The sequence below is a fragment of the Ectopseudomonas composti genome, assembly GCF_900115475.1.
Classification (GTDB): Bacteria; Pseudomonadota; Gammaproteobacteria; order Pseudomonadales; family Pseudomonadaceae; genus Aquipseudomonas; species Aquipseudomonas composti.
On the sequence record NZ_FOWP01000008.1, the window covers coordinates 197,987 to 217,535 of the forward strand.

Annotated in this window: 23 protein-coding genes; 15 read left to right on the plus strand and 8 right to left on the minus strand. The window is 62.8% G+C overall.

The features are described from left to right. Positions 1–199 precede the first annotated feature (199 nt). Positions 200–598: an NINE protein gene (locus BM059_RS16215; protein ID WP_037005293.1), complete on the minus strand. Its 399-nt coding sequence runs from the start codon at positions 596–598 to the stop codon at positions 200–202. A 148-nt stretch (positions 599–746) separates the two neighbouring features. Between BM059_RS16215 and BM059_RS16220 the strand changes: the two genes are divergently transcribed. Next, entirely contained in the window at positions 747–1,958 is a 1,212-nt protein-coding gene (locus BM059_RS16220; protein ID WP_037005297.1) for a putative DNA modification/repair radical SAM protein, read from the plus strand. Then, positions 1,958–2,845, plus strand: a complete 888-nt coding sequence (locus BM059_RS16225; protein WP_074940018.1) for a TIGR03915 family putative DNA repair protein — start codon at positions 1,958–1,960, stop codon at positions 2,843–2,845. The genes BM059_RS16220 and BM059_RS16225 overlap by 1 nt, the downstream gene beginning before the upstream one ends. Here BM059_RS16225 and BM059_RS16230 read toward each other — a convergent pair. After that, complete coding sequence (locus BM059_RS16230) at positions 2,811–3,956, minus strand: PilT/PilU family type 4a pilus ATPase (protein WP_037005302.1); 1,146 nt, start codon at positions 3,954–3,956, stop codon at positions 2,811–2,813. The two genes, BM059_RS16225 and BM059_RS16230, sit on opposite strands and share 35 nt — an antisense overlap. A 127-nt stretch (positions 3,957–4,083) precedes the next feature. Next, positions 4,084–5,118, minus strand: coding sequence for a type IV pilus twitching motility protein PilT (locus BM059_RS16235; protein ID WP_037005305.1), 1,035 nt, complete (start codon positions 5,116–5,118; stop codon positions 4,084–4,086). A gap of 217 nt (positions 5,119–5,335) precedes the next feature. Between BM059_RS16235 and BM059_RS16240 the strand changes: the two genes are divergently transcribed. The 11 genes from BM059_RS16240 to BM059_RS16290 all read left to right on the plus strand — a co-directional run bounded on the left by BM059_RS16240 (position 5,336) and on the right by BM059_RS16290 (position 14,371). Continuing rightward, a complete protein-coding gene (locus BM059_RS16240; protein ID WP_074940021.1) occupies positions 5,336–6,028 on the plus strand; it encodes a YggS family pyridoxal phosphate-dependent enzyme in 693 nt (230 codons plus the stop codon). A gap of 17 nt (positions 6,029–6,045) precedes the next feature. Further along, positions 6,046–6,864, plus strand: coding sequence for a pyrroline-5-carboxylate reductase (gene proC, locus BM059_RS16245; RefSeq protein ID WP_074940022.1), 819 nt, complete (start codon positions 6,046–6,048; stop codon positions 6,862–6,864). 10 nt (positions 6,865–6,874) lie between these two features. Beyond that, on the plus strand, positions 6,875–7,468 hold the full coding sequence (locus tag BM059_RS16250) for a YggT family protein (RefSeq protein WP_074940024.1): 594 nt from the start codon (positions 6,875–6,877) through the stop codon (positions 7,466–7,468). 2 nt (positions 7,469–7,470) lie between these two features. Then, positions 7,471–7,761: a DUF167 domain-containing protein gene (locus BM059_RS16255; RefSeq protein WP_074940025.1), complete on the plus strand. Its 291-nt coding sequence runs from the start codon at positions 7,471–7,473 to the stop codon at positions 7,759–7,761. Between the two features lie 180 nt (positions 7,762–7,941). Beyond that, positions 7,942–9,918 (plus strand): dynamin-like GTPase family protein, encoded by a 1,977-nt coding sequence (locus BM059_RS16260; protein WP_074940028.1) that lies wholly within the window; start codon positions 7,942–7,944, stop codon positions 9,916–9,918. Between the two features lie 100 nt (positions 9,919–10,018). Next, complete coding sequence (metX, locus tag BM059_RS16265; RefSeq protein WP_074940031.1) at positions 10,019–11,158, plus strand: homoserine O-succinyltransferase MetX; 1,140 nt, start codon at positions 10,019–10,021, stop codon at positions 11,156–11,158. 2 nt (positions 11,159–11,160) lie between these two features. Then, the gene (gene metW / locus BM059_RS16270; protein WP_037005320.1) at positions 11,161–11,781 is read left to right on the plus strand and encodes a methionine biosynthesis protein MetW; all 621 of its coding nucleotides are present in this window, start codon (positions 11,161–11,163) and stop codon (positions 11,779–11,781) included. 14 nt (positions 11,782–11,795) lie between these two features. After that, positions 11,796–12,212 (plus strand): DUF4426 domain-containing protein, encoded by a 417-nt coding sequence (locus BM059_RS16275; RefSeq protein WP_037005322.1) that lies wholly within the window; start codon positions 11,796–11,798, stop codon positions 12,210–12,212. Further along, positions 12,205–12,801, plus strand: a complete 597-nt coding sequence (gene rdgB, locus BM059_RS16280; protein WP_037005324.1) for an RdgB/HAM1 family non-canonical purine NTP pyrophosphatase — start codon at positions 12,205–12,207, stop codon at positions 12,799–12,801. The genes BM059_RS16275 and rdgB overlap by 8 nt, the downstream gene beginning before the upstream one ends. Beyond that, the gene (gene hemW, locus BM059_RS16285; RefSeq protein ID WP_074940033.1) at positions 12,798–13,958 is read left to right on the plus strand and encodes a radical SAM family heme chaperone HemW; all 1,161 of its coding nucleotides are present in this window, start codon (positions 12,798–12,800) and stop codon (positions 13,956–13,958) included. Before rdgB ends, hemW begins: the two co-directional genes overlap by 4 nt. A gap of 89 nt (positions 13,959–14,047) precedes the next feature. Further along, positions 14,048–14,371 (plus strand): DUF3392 domain-containing protein, encoded by a 324-nt coding sequence (locus tag BM059_RS16290; RefSeq protein WP_037005328.1) that lies wholly within the window; start codon positions 14,048–14,050, stop codon positions 14,369–14,371. A 57-nt stretch (positions 14,372–14,428) separates the two neighbouring features. Here BM059_RS16290 and BM059_RS16295 read toward each other — a convergent pair whose 3' ends face one another. From BM059_RS16295 to BM059_RS16315, 5 genes are all read right to left on the minus strand, one after another. Beyond that, positions 14,429–15,772 carry a DUF1329 domain-containing protein gene (locus BM059_RS16295; protein ID WP_074940036.1) on the minus strand — a complete coding sequence of 448 codons (1,344 nt, stop codon included), beginning with the start codon at positions 15,770–15,772 and terminating at the stop codon, positions 14,429–14,431. Between the two features lie 181 nt (positions 15,773–15,953). Further along, positions 15,954–16,670, minus strand: a complete 717-nt coding sequence (gene trmB, locus BM059_RS16300) for a tRNA (guanosine(46)-N7)-methyltransferase TrmB (protein WP_074940038.1) — start codon at positions 16,668–16,670, stop codon at positions 15,954–15,956. A gap of 68 nt (positions 16,671–16,738) precedes the next feature. Then, positions 16,739–17,533: a thiazole synthase gene (locus tag BM059_RS16305; RefSeq protein ID WP_037005336.1), complete on the minus strand. Its 795-nt coding sequence runs from the start codon at positions 17,531–17,533 to the stop codon at positions 16,739–16,741. A gap of 18 nt (positions 17,534–17,551) precedes the next feature. Next, a complete protein-coding gene (gene thiS / locus BM059_RS16310; protein ID WP_074940041.1) occupies positions 17,552–17,752 on the minus strand; it encodes a sulfur carrier protein ThiS in 201 nt (66 codons plus the stop codon). Between the two features lie 102 nt (positions 17,753–17,854). Beyond that, positions 17,855–18,226, minus strand: a complete 372-nt coding sequence (locus tag BM059_RS16315) for a DUF423 domain-containing protein (protein WP_074940043.1) — start codon at positions 18,224–18,226, stop codon at positions 17,855–17,857. 237 nt (positions 18,227–18,463) lie between these two features. Here BM059_RS16315 and mtgA point away from each other — a divergent pair, with 237 nt between their 5' ends. Both mtgA and BM059_RS16325 read left to right on the plus strand, forming a co-directional pair. Next, complete coding sequence (mtgA, locus tag BM059_RS16320; protein WP_074940048.1) at positions 18,464–19,192, plus strand: monofunctional biosynthetic peptidoglycan transglycosylase; 729 nt, start codon at positions 18,464–18,466, stop codon at positions 19,190–19,192. Between the two features lie 125 nt (positions 19,193–19,317). Beyond that, on the plus strand, positions 19,318–19,549 hold a 232-nt coding region (locus tag BM059_RS16325; RefSeq protein WP_394328010.1), incomplete at its 3' end, for a helix-turn-helix domain-containing protein.

A 19,549-nucleotide genomic window follows, 5' to 3' on the forward strand; every position in this document is an offset into this window, starting at 1 on the left:
CAGCGTTACGAAAAAGGGCATCCCATGGGATGCCCTTTTCATTTCTCCCGGATTGCTTCCGGGCAACGGCGCTTGCCTCCCCTCTCCCGCTTGCGGGAGAGGGGCCGGGGGAGAGGGTCGATCCGGCAACACCGAACCGCCTGAACCACCCTCTCCCCAGCCCTCTCCCATAAATGGGAGAGGGGGCAGACCGTACAACTCAACCGCGCTGCGCGTTCTTGATCGATATCTGCGTATTGAGGGTCCAGAAGTCATAGAGGACACCGACCAGGAACAGGCCGCCGGTGAACAGGTAGATGATCCCGGTGATCCACTTGCCCTGATACATGCGGTGCACGCCGAACACGCCGAGGAAGGTCAGCAGAATCCACGCCACGTTGTAATCGGTTTCACCTGCGGTAAAACGCAAATCGGCCTCACGGTCCATCGCCGGGATCAGGAACAGGTCGATGATCCAGCCGATAAAGAACAGTCCCAGAGTGAAGAACCAGATGGTGCCGGTTACCGGCTTGCCGTAGTAAAAACGGTGCGAACCGAGGAAACCGAAGATCCACAGCAGGTAACCGATCAGCTTGCTGTGCGTATCCTGTCGTTGCATGGCGAACTCCTTGTGCGAGATACAGCTTCAGACGCTGCGTGCCGAGATAAGGTTTCATGCGCCCTGAGGCGACGCAACACCACGAATGGCTTGATAGCTGTACGACGCCCATATACTGTATAAAAAAACAGTATAGATGTCGCATGCCATGCAACTGATCGAAAAGCTCACTATCCTCGCCGACGCCGCCAAGTACGATGCCTCTTGCGCCAGCAGCGGCGCGCCAAAGCGCAGTTCAAAGGGCAAGGACGGTATCGGCTCGACCAACGGCATGGGCATTTGCCACAGCTACACGCCGGATGGTCGCTGCGTGGCGCTGCTGAAAATTCTGCTGACCAACTTCTGCCTGTACGACTGCCAGTACTGCATCAACCGTCGCTCCAGCGATGTGCCGCGCGCACGCTTCACCCCCGAGGAAGTGGTGACGTTGACCCTGGACTTCTACAAGCGCAACTGCATCAGCGGCCTGTTCCTCAGCTCCGGCATCATCCGCTCGGCCGACTACACCATGGAACAGCTGATCCGCGTCGCCAAGCTGCTGCGCCAGGAGCACCAGTTCCGCGGCTACATTCACCTCAAGACCATCCCCGATGCCGCACCGGAACTGATCGCCGAAGCCGGCCTGTATGCCGATCGCCTCAGCGTCAATATCGAGCTGCCCACCGAGACCAGCCTGGTGCGCCTGGCGCCGGAAAAGAACGTCGGCAGCATTCACCAGGCCATGCATAACATTCATCTCGGCGAGCGCGAGGCCAGGGAGGAACACCGCGCGCCGCGCTTCGCCCCGGCCGGGCAGAGCACGCAGATGATCGTCGGCGCCGATGCCACCGACGACAGCACCATCCTGCACAACGCCCAGAGTCTGTATCACGACTACCGCCTGCGCCGCGTCTACTACTCGGCGTTCAGCCCGATTCCGCAGAGCCCGAAGAGCGTACCCTTCGAGGCGCCGCCGCTGCTGCGCGAGCACCGTCTTTACCAGGCGGATTTTCTCATGCGCGGCTATGGCTTCAGCGCCACGGAGCTGCTGTCCGGCCCCGGCAACCTGGCGCTGGACATCGACCCCAAGCTGGCCTGGGCCCTGGCCAATCGCGAGCAGTTTCCGGTGGATCTGAACCGCGCCGACGAGTCGCTGATCGCTCGTGTGCCCGGTATCGGCGTGCTTAGCGCGCGGCGCCTGGGGGCGCTACGACGCGAACGGCGCATCCGCTACGAGGACCTGACCCGTCTGCGCTGCGTGCTGGAAAAAGCCAAGCCGTTCATCGTCACCCAGGATTACCGGCCGCCACGTGCCGAACATGAGTCCGTGGTACTGCGCCAGCAGCTGCGCGACACCCCGGCACAAATGGCGTTGTGGTGATGCACAGCCTGCGCTTCGACGGCACCTTCGCCACCTGGCGCCAGGCCGCACGCCGTGCCCTGCTGCAGGGCCTGGCACCGCACCAGTTGCAGTGGCTGGATGAAGAGGCAGCGCCCGGCCTGTTCGACCAGCCCGCCGAGCGCGCACCGGAGCCCAATGGTCGCCTGCGCGTATCCCTCGAACTGCTCGATTTGCTGGAAAGCGCCGCGCAATACCGCGGCGATGAACGCTGGAGTCTGCTCTACCGTGTGCTCTGGCGCTTCGTGCAGGGTGAACGCAGCGCCGTGCTGGCCGGCGATCCCGACGGCAGCGAGCTGCATCGTCGGCTCAAGGCGGTACGCCGCGAAGCGCATCATCTGCATGCCTTTGTGCGTTTCCAGCCATGCCAGGCAGCAGGCGCGCCGGATTTCGTCGCCTGGTTCGAACCTGCGCACGACATCCTCGCCTCGGCCAGCGGACACTTCGCCGAACGCCTGGGCAAGCACAGCTGGCTGATCGCAACGTCGCGCGATGGCGTGTTCTGGGATGGCCAGCGCCTGCAGCATGAGCGCCGCTGCCCGGCGCAATGGCAAGCCTGGGCGCAACAACCCGAGGATGACGGCCAGGCCCTGTGGCGGGCCTACTACGGCAGCACCTTCAACCCGGCACGACTCAACCGCACGGTGATGCAGCAGCATCTGCCACTGCGTTTCTGGAAGCACCTGCCGGAAGGACCACTGATTCCGCAACTGATGAGCGAGGCGCGTGCCGGCGCGCAGCGTGATGGCCAGGCATTGGTGCTGGCCGGCAGGAAGGGCAAACGCATCGCCCAGATAAACGAAGGGGACGCATCGCGTCCCCCGTCTGGCAGCGTCAGCGGAAGCGACGCCCCGGATCTTCCTCGCTGACTTCCAGTGCCAGGCCCTGAGCCATGCTGGTCAGATGATCGCCGTCGGTTTCCGAACCGAGCTTGATCATCAGGCGCAGATCGTTGGCCGAGTCGGCATAGAGCAGCGCGTCTTCGTAGGTGATCTCACCCTGGGTGTAAAGGTTGTACAGCGCCTGGTCGAAGGTCTGCATGCCCTGCTCGGTAGAGCGCTTCATCAGGCTCTTGAGCTCATGTACCTCGCCCTTGCGGATCAGGTCGGCGGCCAACGGGGTGTTGATCAGCACCTCGATCACCGCACGGCGGCCCTTGCCATCCGGGGTCGGCACCAGTTGCTGGGCGACGATGGCCTTGAGGTTGAGCGACAGGTCCATCCACACCTGGTTCTGCCGATCAGCGGGGAAGAAGTTGATGATGCGGTCCAGCGCCTGGTTGGCGTTGTTGGCGTGCAGGGTGGCCAGACACAGGTGGCCGGTTTCGGCGAAGGCCACGGCGTGGTCCATGGTTTCGCGGGTACGTACCTCACCGATGAGGATCACGTCCGGCGCCTGACGCAGCGTGTTCTTCAGCGCCACCTCGAACGACTCGGTGTCGATGCCCACCTCGCGCTGGGTGACGATGCAGCTCTGGTGCTGGTGGATGTACTCGATCGGGTCTTCGATGGAGATGATGTGGCCACTGCTGTTCTTGTTGCGGTAGCCGATCATCGCCGCCAGCGAAGTGGATTTACCGGTACCGGTAGCGCCGACGAACAGCACCAGACCGCGCTTGGTCAGCGCCAGCTTCTTGAGGATTTCCGGCAGCTTGAGTTCATCGATGGTCGGGATGGTGGTCTCGATCCGGCGCAGCACCATGCCCACCAGGTTGCGCTGGTAGAAGGCACTGACGCGGAAACGGCCGATGCCACGGGCGCTGATGGCGAAGTTGCACTCGTGGTTCTCGGCGAAGTCGCGGCGTTGCGCCTCGTTCATCACGCCCAGCACGGTCTCGCGGGTCATTTCCGGCGACATGGCGTTCTTGGTCACCGGCATGATCTTGCCATTGACCTTCATCGACGGCGGTACGCCAGCGGTGATGAACAGATCGGAGCCGCCTTTTTCGACCATCAGGCGCAATAGTTTTTCGAATTCCATCGTCGTTCTCGCCGCGTTGTATGCAATGCCGTTCGGCAACTGTCTGCCAAATCATAGGAGTGAGCTGTGCTCGCGAACAGGGTGACGCCAAAAGCTTCGCTCGCGATGCTCGCTCCTACACCAGTTCCTAGAGGCTCTCGGGGCTCTTGGCCTTTTCGCGCGCGCTGTCGCGGCTGACCAGCCCCTTGGATATCAGCGTCTTCAGGCAGGCATCCAGAGTCTGCATACCCAAAGCGCCACCGGTCTGGATCGCCGAATACATCTGCGCCACCTTGTCCTCGCGGATCAGGTTACGGATGGCCGGCGTACCGATCATGATTTCGTGCGCCGCCACGCGGCCGCCACCGATCTTCTTCAGCAGGGTCTGCGAGATTACCGCCTGCAGCGATTCGGAAAGCATCGAACGCACCATGGACTTCTCTTCGGCCGGGAACACGTCGACCACCCGGTCGATGGTCTTGGCCGCGGAGGTGGTGTGCAGGGTGCCGAACACCAGGTGACCGGTTTCCGCGGCGGTCAGCGCTAGGCGGATGGTTTCCAGGTCGCGCATCTCACCCACCAGAATGATGTCCGGGTCTTCACGCAGAGCCGAACGCAGCGCTTCGGAGAAGCCGTGGGTGTCGCGGTGCACCTCACGCTGGTTGACCAGGCACTTCTTCGATTCGTGGACGAATTCGATGGGGTCTTCGATGGTCAGGATATGGTGGTACTTGTTGCTGTTGAGGTAGTCGAGCATCGCCGCCAGGGTGGTCGACTTGCCCGAACCGGTGGGGCCGGTGACCAGTACCAGGCCGCGCGGTACGTCGGTGATCTTGCGGAACACCTCGCCCATACCCAGGTCTTCCATGGTCAGTACCTTCGACGGAATGGTACGGAACACCGCACCGGCGCCACGGTTCTGATTGAAGGCGTTGACCCGGAAGCGCGCCACACCCGGTACTTCGAAGGAGAAGTCGGTCTCGAGGAACTCTTCGAAATCCTTGCGCTGCTTGTCGTTCATGATGTCGTAGATCAGCGCATGGACCTGCTTGTGATCCAGCGGCGGCAGGTTGATGCGGCGTACATCGCCGTCAACGCGGATCATCGGCGGCAAGCCAGCCGAGAGGTGCAAATCCGACGCGCCTTGCTTGGCGCTGAAGGCGAGCAGCTCAGTGATATCCATGGGACTCCCCAATTACAAGCAAGCAGGTAGAATGCCGCGATCCCCTGGAGGCTGTTTACAAAGCGGCGAACGAAGGTCAGGCAAGACGAAGTCAGACAAAAAAGCGCAGTGTACGAGCTGTACATGAGCATTTTCAGGGTGACTTCAACGCAGCATGGCCGAGCGCAGCAATTTGTAGACGCCCTCTCTAAAGGTCGGGCTTTGTAGAGCGCAGGTAATGTCCACGATAGCAGAGAATATTGCAAAGGTCGGAGTGCGCATCCGTGAGGCGGCGCAAGCCTCGCAGCGTAATTTGGCGGATATCGGTCTGCTCGCGGTGAGCAAGACCAAACCGGCAGGCGCCATTCGCGAAGCCCATGCCGCAGGCCTGTGCGATTTCGGCGAAAACTATCTGCAGGAAGCCCTGGAAAAACAGGCAGAACTGAGCGACCTGCCCTTGATCTGGCACTTCATAGGCCCCATTCAATCGAACAAGACCCGGCCCATCGCCGAGCATTTCGACTGGGTACATTCGGTGGATCGCCTGAAAATCGCCCAACGCCTGTCCGACCAGCGCCCAGCGCACCTGCCGCCGCTGAACATCTGCCTGCAGGTCAACGTCAGCGCTGAGGACAGCAAATCCGGTTGCAGCCCCGACGAGCTGCCTGAGCTGGCCAAGGCCGTCGCCGCGCTGCCCAACCTGCGTCTGCGCGGGCTGATGGCGATCCCGGAACCCACCGACAATGTGACGGAACAACACGCAGCCTTCGCCCGCGTGCGCCAACTGCGCGATGAGCTGGCGCTGAACCTCGATACCCTGTCCATGGGCATGAGCCACGACCTGGAAGCCGCCATCGCCGAAGGCGCCACCTGGGTACGCATCGGCACCGCCCTGTTCGGCGCCCGCGATTACGGCCAGCCCACTCACTGAATGAAGGAATTTCTGCAATGAGCAACCCGATCATCGCCTTCGTCGGCGCCGGCAACATGGCTGCCAGCCTGATTGGCGGCCTGCGTGCGCAGGGCGTACCCGCTGGCGCCATCCGAGCCAGCGAGCCCGGTAGCGAACAACGTGCACGCCTGCAGCAGGAGCACGGCATCGTCACCTTCGCGGATAACGCCGAAGCGATCAAAGGCGCCGACCTGATCGTGCTGGCGGTCAAGCCGCAGATCATGAAGGCGGTATGCCTGGATCTGGCCGCGCACCTGGCGCCCAACCAGGTGATCATCTCCATCGCCGCCGGCATCAGCTGCGCCAGCCTGGAAAACTGGCTGGGCCAGCGTCCTGTGGTGCGCTGCATGCCCAACACCCCAGCGTTGCTGCGCCAGGGCGTATCCGGGCTGTTCGCCAACCCGCGCGTCAGCGCCACGCAGAAAGATCAGGCCGAGCAGGTGCTCAGCGCCGTCGGCCTGGCCCTGTGGCTGGACGAAGAAGCCCAGCTCGACGCCGTCACCGCCGTCTCCGGCAGTGGCCCGGCCTATTTCTTTCTGCTGATCGAAGCGATGACCGAGGCTGGCGAGAAACTCGGCCTGCCACGCGAAACCGCTGCGCGTCTGAGCATTCAGACCGCGCTGGGCGCCGCACGCATGGCCAGTGAAAGCGATGTCGACGCGGCCGAACTGCGTCGCCGTGTTACCTCGCCGAACGGAACCACCGAAGCGGCGATCAAAACGTTCCAGGCTGGCGGCTTCGAAGCGCTGGTACAACAAGCACTGAATGCCGCCGCCAATCGCTCGGCCGAACTAGCCGAACAACTGGGTCAATAAGGAAGCACACATGTCCGGATTCATCGAAGCCCTGATCTACATCATTCAGACCCTCGGTAGCCTGTATCTGCTGATCGTGCTGCTGCGGTTCATCCTGCAACTGGTGCGGGCCGACTTCTACAACCCGCTGAGCCAGTTCATCGTCAAGGCCACGCAACCGCTGGTGACGCCGCTACGCCGGATCATCCCCGGTTTCGCCGGCCTGGATCTGGCCTCGCTGGTCTTGGCCATTGTGGTGCAACTGCTGCTGATGATCGTCACCCTGACCCTGATGGGCTACAACGTCGGCGGCTTCATCCTGCAGTTGCTGGTGTGGTCGATGATTGGCGTGACCTCGCTGTTTCTCAAGGTGTTCTTCTTCGCCCTGATCATCAGCGTGATCCTCTCCTGGGTCGCCCCGGGCAGCTACAACCCGGGCGCCCAGTTGGTGAACCAGATCTGCGAACCGCTGCTGGCACCGTTTCGCAAGCTGCTGCCGAACCTTGGCGGCCTGGATATCTCGCCGATCTTCGCCTTCATCACCATCAACCTGATCGACCGCTTCGTGATTGGCGGCCTGGCGGCCTCCACCGGTTTGCCACCGATGCTCAGCCCCTTCCTCTGAGGGTGAGTTTCTACCGCTGGGATGGCGAGGACCTGATCCTCGACTGCCACTTGCAGCCCAAGGCGAGCAAGGACGAGTTCGCCGGACTGCAGGGTGAGCGGCTGAAGATCCGCCTCACCGCCCCGCCGGTCGACGGCAAGGCCAACGCCCACCTGCTGGCCTTTCTGGCCAAGGCTTTCGGTGTTGCCAAGAGCCAGGTGAGCCTGGAAAGCGGCGAACTCAATCGGCATAAGCGCCTGCGCATCCGCGCCCCACGCAGCCTGCCGCCGATTCCCGGCCTGCAGCGCGCCTAACGACCACTCAGCCGCCCGAGCCGACCATAAGGCGGGATGGTAGAAGTGGCCAATTGACGCCTGCCTTGTAGCTCGCATAATGCAGGCTATTCTCGCGAATGCCGTGCGTCCTGGCGGCCAAGCCAATCGAACCGTCACGCAGCCCCGCAAGTGGATGATCTTGCAGAGAGGAGAGCCAGGATGAGCATGGAACGTCTCAGCCAGCAGGTTGACGCCTACGTCGCCTGGAAACGCGAACTGATGCGCGAGATCACGCGTTATCGCAGCTGGCTGGAACACAATCGCCTCAACTCCGAGGCGGTGCAGGCCAGGCTCGAACGCGCGCTGAAGATCCTGCGTACCGATCACATCACCCTGGCCTTCGTCGGCGAGTTCTCGCGCGGCAAGACCGAACTGATCAACAGCCTGTTCTTCTCCGAGTACGGCCAGCGCATGCTGCCTTCGCATGCCGGGCGCACCACCATGTGCCCCACTGAGCTGTTCTTCGACCCGCGCTCGGAACGCCCCTACATTCGCCTGCTGCCCATCGAGACCCGCACCGCCTCGGCCAGCGTCGCGCAGTTCAAACGCATTCCTCGGCATTGGGTGAATATCCCGCTGGATACCAGCGACCCAGCCAACATGGCGCTGGCCTTCAGCCAGGTGGCCAAGACCAAGCCGATGCTTGTGGAGCAGGCGATTCAGCTCGGTTTTCACCCGGACATGCTCGAAGGTACCGGCAAGCGCGGCCAGGTGCTGGTACCGGCCTGGCGCCACGCGATGGTCAACTTCAATCACCCGCTGCTGCGCCAGGGCCTGCGCATTCTCGACACGCCCGGCCTCAACGCCCTGGGCAGCGAGCCCGAACTGACCCTGTCGATGCTGCCCAGCGCCCAGGCCATCATCTTCCTGCTGTCTGCCGATACCGGCGTCACCGCCAGTGACATGCACATCTGGCAGCAGCACATTCGCCAGCTCGACGAGGATGCGCAAACCAGCCTGTTCGCCGTGCTGAACAAGATCGACGTGCTATGGGACGACCTCGCCGGCGAGACCTTCGTGCAGAACGCCATCAGCCAGATCCAGAGCGCCACCGCCAAACAGCTGGGCATTGCCAAGCAGGACGTATTGCCACTGTCGGCCAAGCAGGCACTGCTGGCCAAGGTGCGCAAGGACGAGGCGCTGCTGACGCGCAGTCAGATGGCCAATCTGGAGAACCTGCTGTGCGAGCGTATCGTCGCGCAGAAGGAACGCCTGATCGAAGACCATGTGGTGCGTCAGGTGCTGGCGCTGCTGAACAACAGCCAACACGTGCTCAACCTGCGCCTGGAGAAAGTCAGCGAACAGCTGGCCCTGCTCGGCAACCATCAGCAGGACAACGGCCAGCTGCTGTTCGAGCTGACCGCCAAGACCAAGGAAGACCACAACCAGCACCACAAGCGCCTGCTCGGCCTGAAGACCAACCAGCGTCTGCTGCAGCGTCAGGGCCAGTTGCTGCGCCATGCCGCCCGCGCCGAGCGCCTGGAGCAGCACCTGAGCGAAGTTCGACGCAACCTCACCGGCAGCTGGACCACCCTGGGCATCAACCAGGCCATCCTGCACTTCTTCCGCGCCGTGGAGCAGGACCTGCACAACCTGCAGCACGAAGCCGACATGGCCAACAAGATGGTCGCCGCCATCTATCGCCGACACAACGAAGACAATCCGCTGGGTGGCGTCGACGCCCCGCAATTCAAGATCCAGCGCTACCTACGTGACCTGAAAAAGCTGCAGGCCAAGGGCGATCAGTTCCGCCTGCACGTCAAGACCCTGCTCACCGAGCAGCGCAGCCTGACCCGACGCTTCTTCGCCACCCTGGCCCAGGAAGTGATCGGCCTGCACCAACGCCTGCGTGTGGATGCCGAGCAATGGGCGGCCGATGCCCTGATGCCGTTGATGCAGCACACCCTGGAGCACAAGCAGATGCTGGAAACCCATATGCTGCGCCTCAAGGCCCTGGCCCAGGAAACCCAGCAGACCCGCAAGCGCAGCGTGCAACTGGCACGCTACCAGGAAGAGCTGGAGCAGCAACTGGCCCAGGCCAGCGACATGCTGCGGGTGCTGCGTCGTCCGGCACCGGTGCAGCGTCAGGGCAAGGTGGTCAGTCTGCCGCTCGTAGCGCGGCCGCGCAGCCTGTAGCACATAGCAAAGCACCGAGCGCTCGCGGGCTTGCTCGCTTGCCGCTCGGGTCGGTGCTCTTTAGACTGGCGCCCTCCTCCGATTCCTTAGCAGCGCCTCCATGCCCACTGCATTTCCCGAAGATTCCGTCGGCCTGGTCAGCCCCCAGGTATTTCGCTTCAGCGAACCCCTGGCGTTGGCCTGCGGGCGCAGCCTGGCCGAGTACGAACTGGTCGTAGAAACCTACGGCGAACTGAACGCCACACGCAGCAATGCGCTGCTGATCTGCCATGCCCTGTCCGGCCACCATCACGCCGCCGGCTACCACAGCCCGGATGATCGAAAACCCGGCTGGTGGGACAGCTGCATCGGCCCCGGCAAGCCGATCGATACCAACAAGTTCTTCGTCGTCAGCCTCAATAACCTCGGCGGTTGCAACGGTTCCACCGGCCCGAGCAGCACCAACCCGGCCACTGGCAAGCCCTACGGCGCCGATTTCCCGGTGATGACGGTTGAAGACTGGGTGCACAGCCAGGCGCGCCTGGCCGATGTGCTCGGCATCCAGCAGTGGGCAGCGGTGATCGGCGGCAGCCTGGGCGGCATGCAGGCCATACAGTGGACCATCAGCTATCCCGAGCGCGTACGCCACTGCCTGGCCATTGCCTCGGCGCCCAAACTGTCGGCACAGAACATCGCCTTCAACGAAGTGGCGCGCCAGGCGATTCTCACCGACCCGGAATTCCACGGCGGTCATTTCCAGGAACAGGGCGTGATCCCCAAGCGCGGCCTGATGCTGGCACGCATGGTTGGCCACATCACCTACCTGTCCGATGACGCCATGGGCGAGAAATTCGGCCGTGGCCTTAAGAGCGAAAAGCTCAACTACGACTTTCACAGCGTCGAGTTCCAGGTGGAAAGCTACCTGCGCTACCAGGGCGAGGAGTTCTCCGGCCGCTTCGACGCCAACACCTACCTGCTGATGACCAAAGCGCTGGACTACTTCGACCCGGCCGCCGCGAATGATGGCGACCTGGCGCAGACCCTGGCCGTGGCCAAGGCGGACTTCTGCCTGATGTCCTTCACCACCGACTGGCGTTTCTCCCCGGCCCGCTCGCGGGAGATCGTCGATGCCCTGCTGGCGGCGAAGAAGAACGTCTGTTACCTGGAGATCGACGCACCGCAGGGCCATGACGCCTTCCTCATGCCGATCCCGCGTTACCTGCAGGCATTCGGCAGCTACATGAAGCGAATCGAGGTATGAGCATGCGTGCGGATCTGGACATCATCCAGGAATGGATCGCCCCGGGCAGCCGCGTGCTCGACCTGGGCTGCGGCGACGGCGAGCTGCTCGCCTGGCTGCGCGACAACAAGCAGGTGGCCGGCTACGGCCTGGAAATCGACCCGGACAAGATCGCCCTGTGCATCGAGCGCGGCGTCAACGTCATCGAGCAGAACCTCGACCTGGGCCTGGGCAACTTCGCCAGCAACAGCTTCGATGTGGTGGTCATGACCCAGTCGCTGCAAGCGCTGCATTACCCGGACAAAGTCTTGGCCGAAATGCTGCGGGTCGGCAAGACCTGCATCATCACCTTCCCCAACTTCGGCCACTGGCGCTGCCGCTGGTACCTGACGACAAAAGGTCGCATGCCGGTGTCGGACTTCCTGCCCTATACCTGGTACAACACGCCGAACATCCACTTCTGCACCTTCGAGGACTTCGAGCGCCTCTGTCACGCCCAAGGTGCCCGCGTGGAAGAACGCCTGGCGGTCGATCACGAACACCACCACGGCCTGGCAAGCCGCATCTGGCCCAACCTGCTGGGCGAGATCGGCATCTACCGCATCAGCGCCGCTGGCCTGGCCGGCCACCGCGTCGCGGTCTGAACGAGGAGAACATCATGCGCCGCATCATCCCCTTCCTGATTGCCCTGTGCCTGGCCCTGCCGGCTGCTGCCGAGCGCAAGCAAAGCTTCGGCGATCTCGACGTGCACTACAGCGTGTTCAATTCCAGCTTCATCCAGCCTGACATCGCCACAGCCACCGGGCTGACCCGCAGCAAGACACAGGGCGTGATCAACGTCGCCGTGCTCAAGGCCGGCAAGCCCAGCATGGCGGTGGTGGGTGGCGAAGTGAAGGACCTGCTGGGCAAACGCACGCCGCTGAGCTTTCGCCAGATCACGGAAAGCGGTGCCATCTACTACCTGGCGCAGTTTCCCTTCTCCAGCCGTGAAATGCTGAGCTTTACCCTCGACGTCCGTCAGGGCGACGACGCACACCGCATCACCTTCAACCAGGAAATGTTCCCGGATGACTAATTTCACAGAGTTGGTACTGGCCAGCCATAACGCCGGCAAGCTCAAAGAGCTGCAGGCCATGCTCGGCGACGCCGTGCGCGTGCGTTCCATCGGTGAATTCAGCCAGGTCGAGCCGGAAGAGACCGGCCTGTCGTTCGTCGAGAACGCCATCCTCAAGGCGCGCAACGCTGCGCGCATCTCCGGCCTGCCGGCACTGGCCGACGACTCCGGCCTGGCTGTGGATTTCCTCGGCGGCGCGCCCGGCATCTACTCAGCGCGCTACGCCGACGGCAAGGGCGATGCGGCGAACAACGCCAAGCTGCTCGATGCCCTGAAAGAGGTGCCGGACGCCCAGCGCGGCGCCCAGTTCGTCTGCGCCCTGGCGCTGGTACGGCATGCCGACGACCCGCTGCCGATTCTCTGCGAAGGTCTGTGGCATGGCCGCATCCTGCATGAGGCACGCGGCGAACACGGCTTCGGCTACGACCCGCTGTTCTGGGTGCCGGAGAGCGAATGCTCCAGCGCCGAGCTGCCGGCCGAACAGAAGAACCGCCTCAGTCACCGCGCCCGCGCCATGGCACTGCTCAAGCAGCGCCTGGGGCTGGCATGAGCGATACCACTGGCGGGAGTTTCCTGCTCCCGCCCCTCGCGCTGTATATCCACATCCCGTGGTGCGTGCGCAAATGCCCTTACTGCGACTTCAATTCCCATGCAGCCGGGCCGACGCTGCCAGAGGATGAATACGTCGACGCACTATTGGCTGACCTTGATATCGATCTGCAGCACGCCCATAGCCGGTCACTGACCTCGATCTTCTTCGGCGGCGGCACGCCCAGCCTGTTCTCCGACCGCGCCCTGGGCCGTCTGCTGGCAGGCGTCGAACGGCGTATCGCCTTCGCGCCGGACATCGAAATCACCTTGGAGGCCAATCCCGGCACCTTCGAGCAGGCCAAATTCAAGGGTTACCGCAGCCTCGGCATCAATCGCCTGTCCATCGGCGTGCAGAGCTTCCAGGAGGCCAAGCTCAAGGCACTGGGGCGCATCCACAATGGCGACGAAGCCATCCGTGCCGCCGATATGGCCCGCGCTGCCGGCTTCGACAACTTCAACCTCGATCTGATGCACGGCCTGCCCGAACAGAGCATCGAAGACGCCCTGTTCGATCTGCGCACCGCCATCGCCCAGGCACCCACGCACCTGTCCTGGTATCAACTGACCATGGAGCCGAACACGGTGTTCTGGAGCCAGCCGCCCGAGCTGCCCGAGGATGATCTGCTGTGGGATATCCAGGAAGCCGGACAGGCCCTGCTCGCGGCCGAGGGCTACGCCCAGTACGAAGTGTCCGCCTATGCCCAGCCCGGCAAGCAGGCGCGGCACAACCTCAACTACTGGACCTTCGGGGATTTTCTCGGCATTGGTGCGGGCGCCCACGCCAAGCTGAGCACGCCGGACGGACGCATCCTGCGCACTTGGAAAACCCGCCTGCCAAAGGACTACCTCGACCCGGCCAAGGCATTTCAGGCCGGCGAGCGCCTGCTGCAAGCCGACGAACTGCCCTTCGAGTTTCTGATGAATGTACTGCGCCTGAGCGAAGGCGCGCCGGCCGAGCTATTCAGCCAGCGCACCGGCCTGCCGTTGCAGCAGCTCGAACAGGCACGCCGCGAAGCCGAACGCCTGGGCCTGTTGCAAGCCGACGACACGCGATTGGTCGCTACGGCGAAGGGTCAGCTGTTTCTCAACGACCTGCTGCAGCAGTTCCTGGCGTAGTTCACCCACAGCACGGCATGAATCCGGTAGGCTAACGCGTCTGATTCGCGCGGCCATCGCTCACGTCGCGCTGCACTGAAGGAGCCTGCATGGATCTGCTACTGGACCTGATCATCACCCTCTCGCGCTGGAGCCGCAGCCACCTCAGCGACATATCTCTGGCCATCATGGCCACCCTGCTGGTGCTGTTCGGCCCTGCCATCAACGCCTGGGTTCAGCGCACCATCGGCAACCTCAACTTCGTGCTGCGCACCCTGCTGTTCGTGGTGTTCTGCGCGGTCGGTTACGGCTTGGCAATCGTCTTCCTCACACCCTGGCTGGCCAACGGCCTGGCGCACTTCAACAACTACACCCTGGCGCCGGTGCTGATCCTGATCTTCGCGGTCATCGGCATATTGGCCGACCGCAATTAGCCATCCTGCAATGAGAAAGCCACCTCATGGGTGGCTTTCTCGGACGACACGACTGACTCAATTACCTTCGCGGCGCAGCGCCTGCGGGGTGAAGTCGCGCGGGCCCAACCTGGCGTTGAAGTCGTACATCTTCTCGTTGTTATCCAACCCGTCGGCGAAGTAGCGGCCGCCCTTGAAGTCGTAGATCGTCTCCAGGGTCGAGCCGAACATCGGCACATCGTAGTAGCTGATCGGATGGGCTTCCTGCAGGCCGATCAGGTTGCCGCTGCGGTCATACAGGTCGACGGCGAGGATCTGCCAGCTGTCCTCGTCGAGGTAGAAACGACGCTTGCCGTAGGGATGGCTGAAGCCCTTGCGCAGATCGGCCTCTACCACCCAGACGCGGTGCAGCTCGTAGCGCAGCAGCTCTGGGTTGATGTGCTTGGCCTGCAGGATATCGGCATAGGGAATGCCCTTCTGATGCACGGCGTAACTGTTGTAAGGCACCAGCATTTCGCGCTTGCCCAGCAGTTGCCACTCGTAGCGGTCCGGGGCGCCGTTGTACGAGTCGACCTGGTCGGCGGTAGCCATGCCGTTGGTATCAGGCTGCAGGGTGTCGTAGGCGAGCATCGGCAGGCGACGGACGCGACGCTCGCCACGGTTGAAGCGCCAGGCCTTGCGAATCGCCAGCACCTGATCGAGGGTTTCCTGCACCACCAGAGCCGAACCGGCCAGCTTGGCCGGTGCCACCACCTTGTACTTGTAGTAGAACAGGGTGTTGTCCAGATCCTGCGGGGCGACGCCTTCACGGCCATAGAGGAAGTAGACGTCGCGCTCGAGCTTGAGCAGGTTGTAGCTGCCGTTGGCGAGCACTGCCGCCTGGTTGGTGGCCATGCTGATCTGGTCGCCACGGTAACGCATGATGTGGTTCCAGATAGCCTCCTGGCCATTCTGCGGCAGCGGGAACGGCACGCCAGCCGCCGCGCCCTGGACGCCATTACCACCGGAAATCAGCTCGGTGTTCAGCGCGTTGAAGCGCGTCGCATCGTAGATGCGCTGCGGCGCGGCCGCACTGCGCCGGGTTGGGAATACGCGCAGGTAGAAGCTGGGGTTCTGCTGCAGCAGGGTCTTGAGGCCAACCGGCAGCTGTTGTTCATACTGCGCCAGGTTCTGGCTGTCGACCCGGTACAACAGTTTGTCGTCAGCGTAGGGATCCGGGTGATGCATGCCCGTCTGGTAGTTGGCCGGCGGCGTGGCCAGGCCGCCCGTCCAAACCGGGATGGTGCCCGCGGCATTAGCGGCGCGTTCGCCACCCAGCGGGGTCAGGTCCTGCCCCAGGCGTGCGACCTGGCTGGCATCGACCTTGGCTTGAGCCTGAAACGCCAGGGCAGTCAGCAGAAGAATGGAAACCGATCTCAACACAATGCTCTCCTCGCGGCGCCATGACAGCGGCACCGCTAATGTCTGCACGCCTTGCAGGCGCACTTATCGTTGTTGTGTCTTGCGGTGAGGTGCCGTCCTGGCCGTCGGGTTATCCCGATCTAGTGGTGCATCCTGCTGGTTCTGATTCGGGTCGATCCACCCAAGGATCGCGAAGCGATCCTCAGCTCTGGCGCTGGAACTTGAGATCCCATACACCGTGGCCAAGACGCTCACCACGGCGCTCGAACTTGGTCACCGGGCGCTCTTCAGGGCGCGGCACATAGGTGCCATCGGCCGCCAGGTTGCGGTAGCCAGGCGCCGCGTTCATCACTTCGAGCATGTGCTCAGCATAGTTCTCCCAGTCGGTAGCCATATGCAAAACACCACCCACCTTCAGCTTGCTGCGCACCAGTTCGGCGAACGCCGGCTGGACGATACGGCGCTTGTGGTGCCGCGATTTGTGCCAAGGGTCCGGGAAAAACAGCAGCACGCGATCGAGGCTGGCATCGGCTACGCAGTCGCGCAGTACTTCCAGCGCATCGCAGCTGTAGACGCGAATGTTGCTCAGATTCTGCACCATCGCGCCGCTCAGCAGCGCACCGACGCCGGGCTTGTGCACCTCGACACCGATGAAATCCTGCTCAGGCGCGGCGGCGGCCATCTCCAGAGTGGAATGCCCCATGCCGAAGCCGATCTCGAAGGTACGCGGCGCGCTACGACCGAATACCTGGTCGAAGTCACGCAGGCCATCCTCCAGCTCCAGGCCGAACAATGGCCAGCCCTTGTCCAGGCCGCGCTGCTGGCCTTCGGTCATGCGCCCGGCACGCATCACGAAACTCTTGATGGTGCGACGCTGGCGACCGTCTTCGGTCAGTTCGGGCTGTTGGGTATCGGTCATGCTGTGCTCTTGTAGAGTGCTTTACGACTTGGCGTGCCAGCGAGCCGGCACGCAGCAAATCGTCATCCTTAGTTGATCAGGCCAGTCAGCGGCGACGACGCACTGGCATAGAGTTTCTTCGGCATACGACCGGCCAGGTAAGCCAGGCGACCGGCCTCGACGGCATGCTGCATGGCGCGCGCCATCAGCACCGGATTCTGCGCTTCGGCAATGGCGCTGTTCATCAGTACCGCCTCGCAACCCAGCTCCATGGCGATGGTGGCGTCGGAGGCAGTGCCCACACCGGCATCGACCAGCACCGGCACCTTCGATTCCTCGAGGATGATGCGCAGGTTGTACGGGTTGCAGATGCCCAGGCCCGAGCCGATCAGGCCGGCCAGCGGCATCACCGCGATGCAGCCGATCTCGGCCAACTGGCGGGCGATGATGGGGTCGTCACTGGTGTACACCATCACGTCGAAACCATCCTTGACCAGCACTTCGGCGGCCTTGATGGTTTCGATGACGTTGGGGAACAGAGTCTTCTGGTCGGCCAGCACTTCCAGCTTGACCAGGTTGTGACCATCGAGCAGCTCACGGGCCAGGCGGCAGGTGCGCACGGCCTCGACGGCATCAAAACAGCCGGCGGTGTTCGGCAGGATGGTGTACTTGTCCGGGCTGATCACATCGAGCAGGTTCGGCTCACCGGGATTCTGGCCGATGTTGGTACGGCGTACCGCCACGGTGACGATCTCGGCGCCGGAAGCGGCGATGGCGTCGCGGGTCTCGTCCATATCCTTGTACTTGCCGGTACCGACCAGCAGGCGCGACTGGAACGTACGACCGGCCAGCGTGAAGGGCTTGTCGCTGCGAACTTGGCTCATGGAATACTCCTCGAGGGGTCAACCGCCGCCGATGGCGTGCACCACTTCCACTTGGTCGCCTTCGGCGAGCAAAGTGCTGTCGTGCTGGCTGCGTGGAACGATGTCCTGATTGAGCTCGACCGCCACACGGCGCCCGGTCAGATCGAGGCGAACCAACAGGTTGGCGACGCTCTGGTAATCCGGCAGTTCGAAGGGTTCACCATTCAACTGGATACGCATGACGACTCGGTCACAACTGGAAAGAGGGCCGGCATTCTAGCCCGTTAACTGGCCACGACCAAGGCTAAAAGGCGCCATTCGTCCTCATTTCTGACGCCAGGGTCAGCTCAGTTTCCAGGCGCTCAAGCCCAGGCAAACCCAGCCGAACAGGAAGGCGACGCCACCAAACGGCGTGATGATACCCAGCTTGCCGATCCCACTGAGTGTCAGCAGGTAGAGGCTGCCGGAGAACAGCAGAATGCCCAAGGCGAAGGCGCCACCGGCCAGATTGACCAGGCGACCTGGGGCATGCAGCGCCAACAGGCCAACACCGAACAGGGCCAGGGCATGGATCAACTGATAGTGCGTGCCGGTTTGGAACACCGCCAGGTACTCGGGCGTCAGGCGGCTCTTCAGACCATGAGCGGCAAAGGCGCCCAGAGCGACACCGGTGAAACCGGCGAATGCGGACAACAGTAGCCAGAGGCGGGCCATGGAAACTCCTGAACATATCGATCGGTAAGCAGTTTAACCACTGGGCCGAAAGGCGAAATGGTCGTTATTGTCACACCTGCGCCCAATCCTGCAGTGTCGCAGGAATTTACTCAGCACCTTTTATTGCCTGCCATCCATGGCGGCGACCCCAGAAGGCCGTCGGCAGAGCGGACGTCAAAAATCGCTCCCGGCGATTTTTTGCTTTAATAGCGCCTCTCCTGATCATTGCGAGCCCCCATGCTTCGAGCCCTGACCCGTCGCCTGCTGAAACTGCTGCTCTGGCTGATGCTGGCCAGCGCACTGCTGGTGCTAGCCCTGCGCTGGGTGCCGCCACCCGGCACGGCGCTGATGATCGAGCGCAAAATCGAATCCTGGAGCAGCGCACAACCCATTGAACTGAAGCGTCAGTGGCGCCCCTGGAACGAACTGCCGGATCACCTGAAGATGGCAGTGATCGCCGCCGAGGATCAGAAATTCGCCGAGCACTGGGGCTTCGACATGGGCGCCATCCAGGCCGCCCTGGCACACAACCAGAGCGGCGGGTCGCTACGCGGCGCCAGCACCTTGAGCCAGCAAGTGGCGAAGAACCTGTTCCTCTGGTCCGGCCGCAGCTGGCTGCGCAAAGGGCTGGAGGCCTGGTTTACCGCGTTGATCGAGCTGCTCTGGTCGAAAGAGCGCATCCTCGAGGTTTACCTGAATAGCGCCGAATGGGGCGATGGCATCTTCGGCGCCGAAGCCGCCGCGCAGCATCATTTTGGCGTCGGCGCACCTTACCTGAATCGTCAGCAAGCCAGTCAATTGGCAGCGGTGCTACCTAATCCACTGCGCTGGAGTGCCGGTCGCCCGAACGGCTACGTGGTGCGGCGCGCGGCCTGGATTCGTCAGCAGATGAACCAGCTGGGTGGCAGTCACTACCTCAACCAGTTCAAAGCGCAGCGCCCGGAGTGGTGGCCGCGCTGGTTGTAGGGTGCACCATGTGTTCAGCCGGGGGACATAGGTAACGGGTGTCGGGAGACATAGGTAACGCATTTAGGCTTACGGGGTTCATCGAATCGGGAGATCGAGTGATGCCGTGGCCGGAGCGCAGCACTATGTCGATAAGGCGTGAATTTGTTCTGTTGGCGGGGCAACCCGAAAGCAATGTGCGGGAGCTTTGTCGCCGGTATGGCGTCAGTCCCAGGACTGGCTACAAGTGGTTGGATCGGTACCGTGAGCAAGGTGATACGGGCCTGCAGGATCGATCTCGGCGGCCTTTGAGCAGCCCAGGGCGCAGCGATCCGGAGTTGGAGCAAGCGGTGGTGCAATTGCACCACCGCTACCCCT

Coding starts and splice junctions, on each gene's coding strand:
- BM059_RS16215 (WP_037005293.1), bottom strand. CDS start 598: ATGCAACGACAGGATACGCACAGCAAGCTGATCGGTTACCTGCTGTGG.
- BM059_RS16220 (WP_037005297.1), top strand. CDS start 747: ATGCAACTGATCGAAAAGCTCACTATCCTCGCCGACGCCGCCAAGTAC.
- BM059_RS16225 (WP_074940018.1), top strand. CDS start 1,958: ATGCACAGCCTGCGCTTCGACGGCACCTTCGCCACCTGGCGCCAGGCC.
- BM059_RS16230 (WP_037005302.1), bottom strand. CDS start 3,956: ATGGAATTCGAAAAACTATTGCGCCTGATGGTCGAAAAAGGCGGCTCC.
- BM059_RS16235 (WP_037005305.1), bottom strand. CDS start 5,118: ATGGATATCACTGAGCTGCTCGCCTTCAGCGCCAAGCAAGGCGCGTCG.
- BM059_RS16240 (WP_074940021.1), top strand. CDS start 5,336: ATGTCCACGATAGCAGAGAATATTGCAAAGGTCGGAGTGCGCATCCGT.
- proC (WP_074940022.1), top strand. CDS start 6,046: ATGAGCAACCCGATCATCGCCTTCGTCGGCGCCGGCAACATGGCTGCC.
- BM059_RS16250 (WP_074940024.1), top strand. CDS start 6,875: ATGTCCGGATTCATCGAAGCCCTGATCTACATCATTCAGACCCTCGGT.
- BM059_RS16260 (WP_074940028.1), top strand. CDS start 7,942: ATGAGCATGGAACGTCTCAGCCAGCAGGTTGACGCCTACGTCGCCTGG.
- metX (WP_074940031.1), top strand. CDS start 10,019: ATGCCCACTGCATTTCCCGAAGATTCCGTCGGCCTGGTCAGCCCCCAG.
- metW (WP_037005320.1), top strand. CDS start 11,161: ATGCGTGCGGATCTGGACATCATCCAGGAATGGATCGCCCCGGGCAGC.
- BM059_RS16275 (WP_037005322.1), top strand. CDS start 11,796: ATGCGCCGCATCATCCCCTTCCTGATTGCCCTGTGCCTGGCCCTGCCG.
- rdgB (WP_037005324.1), top strand. CDS start 12,205: ATGACTAATTTCACAGAGTTGGTACTGGCCAGCCATAACGCCGGCAAG.
- hemW (WP_074940033.1), top strand. CDS start 12,798: ATGAGCGATACCACTGGCGGGAGTTTCCTGCTCCCGCCCCTCGCGCTG.
- BM059_RS16290 (WP_037005328.1), top strand. CDS start 14,048: ATGGATCTGCTACTGGACCTGATCATCACCCTCTCGCGCTGGAGCCGC.
- trmB (WP_074940038.1), bottom strand. CDS start 16,670: ATGACCGATACCCAACAGCCCGAACTGACCGAAGACGGTCGCCAGCGT.
- BM059_RS16305 (WP_037005336.1), bottom strand. CDS start 17,533: ATGAGCCAAGTTCGCAGCGACAAGCCCTTCACGCTGGCCGGTCGTACG.
- thiS (WP_074940041.1), bottom strand. CDS start 17,752: ATGCGTATCCAGTTGAATGGTGAACCCTTCGAACTGCCGGATTACCAG.
- BM059_RS16315 (WP_074940043.1), bottom strand. CDS start 18,226: ATGGCCCGCCTCTGGCTACTGTTGTCCGCATTCGCCGGTTTCACCGGT.
- mtgA (WP_074940048.1), top strand. CDS start 18,464: ATGCTTCGAGCCCTGACCCGTCGCCTGCTGAAACTGCTGCTCTGGCTG.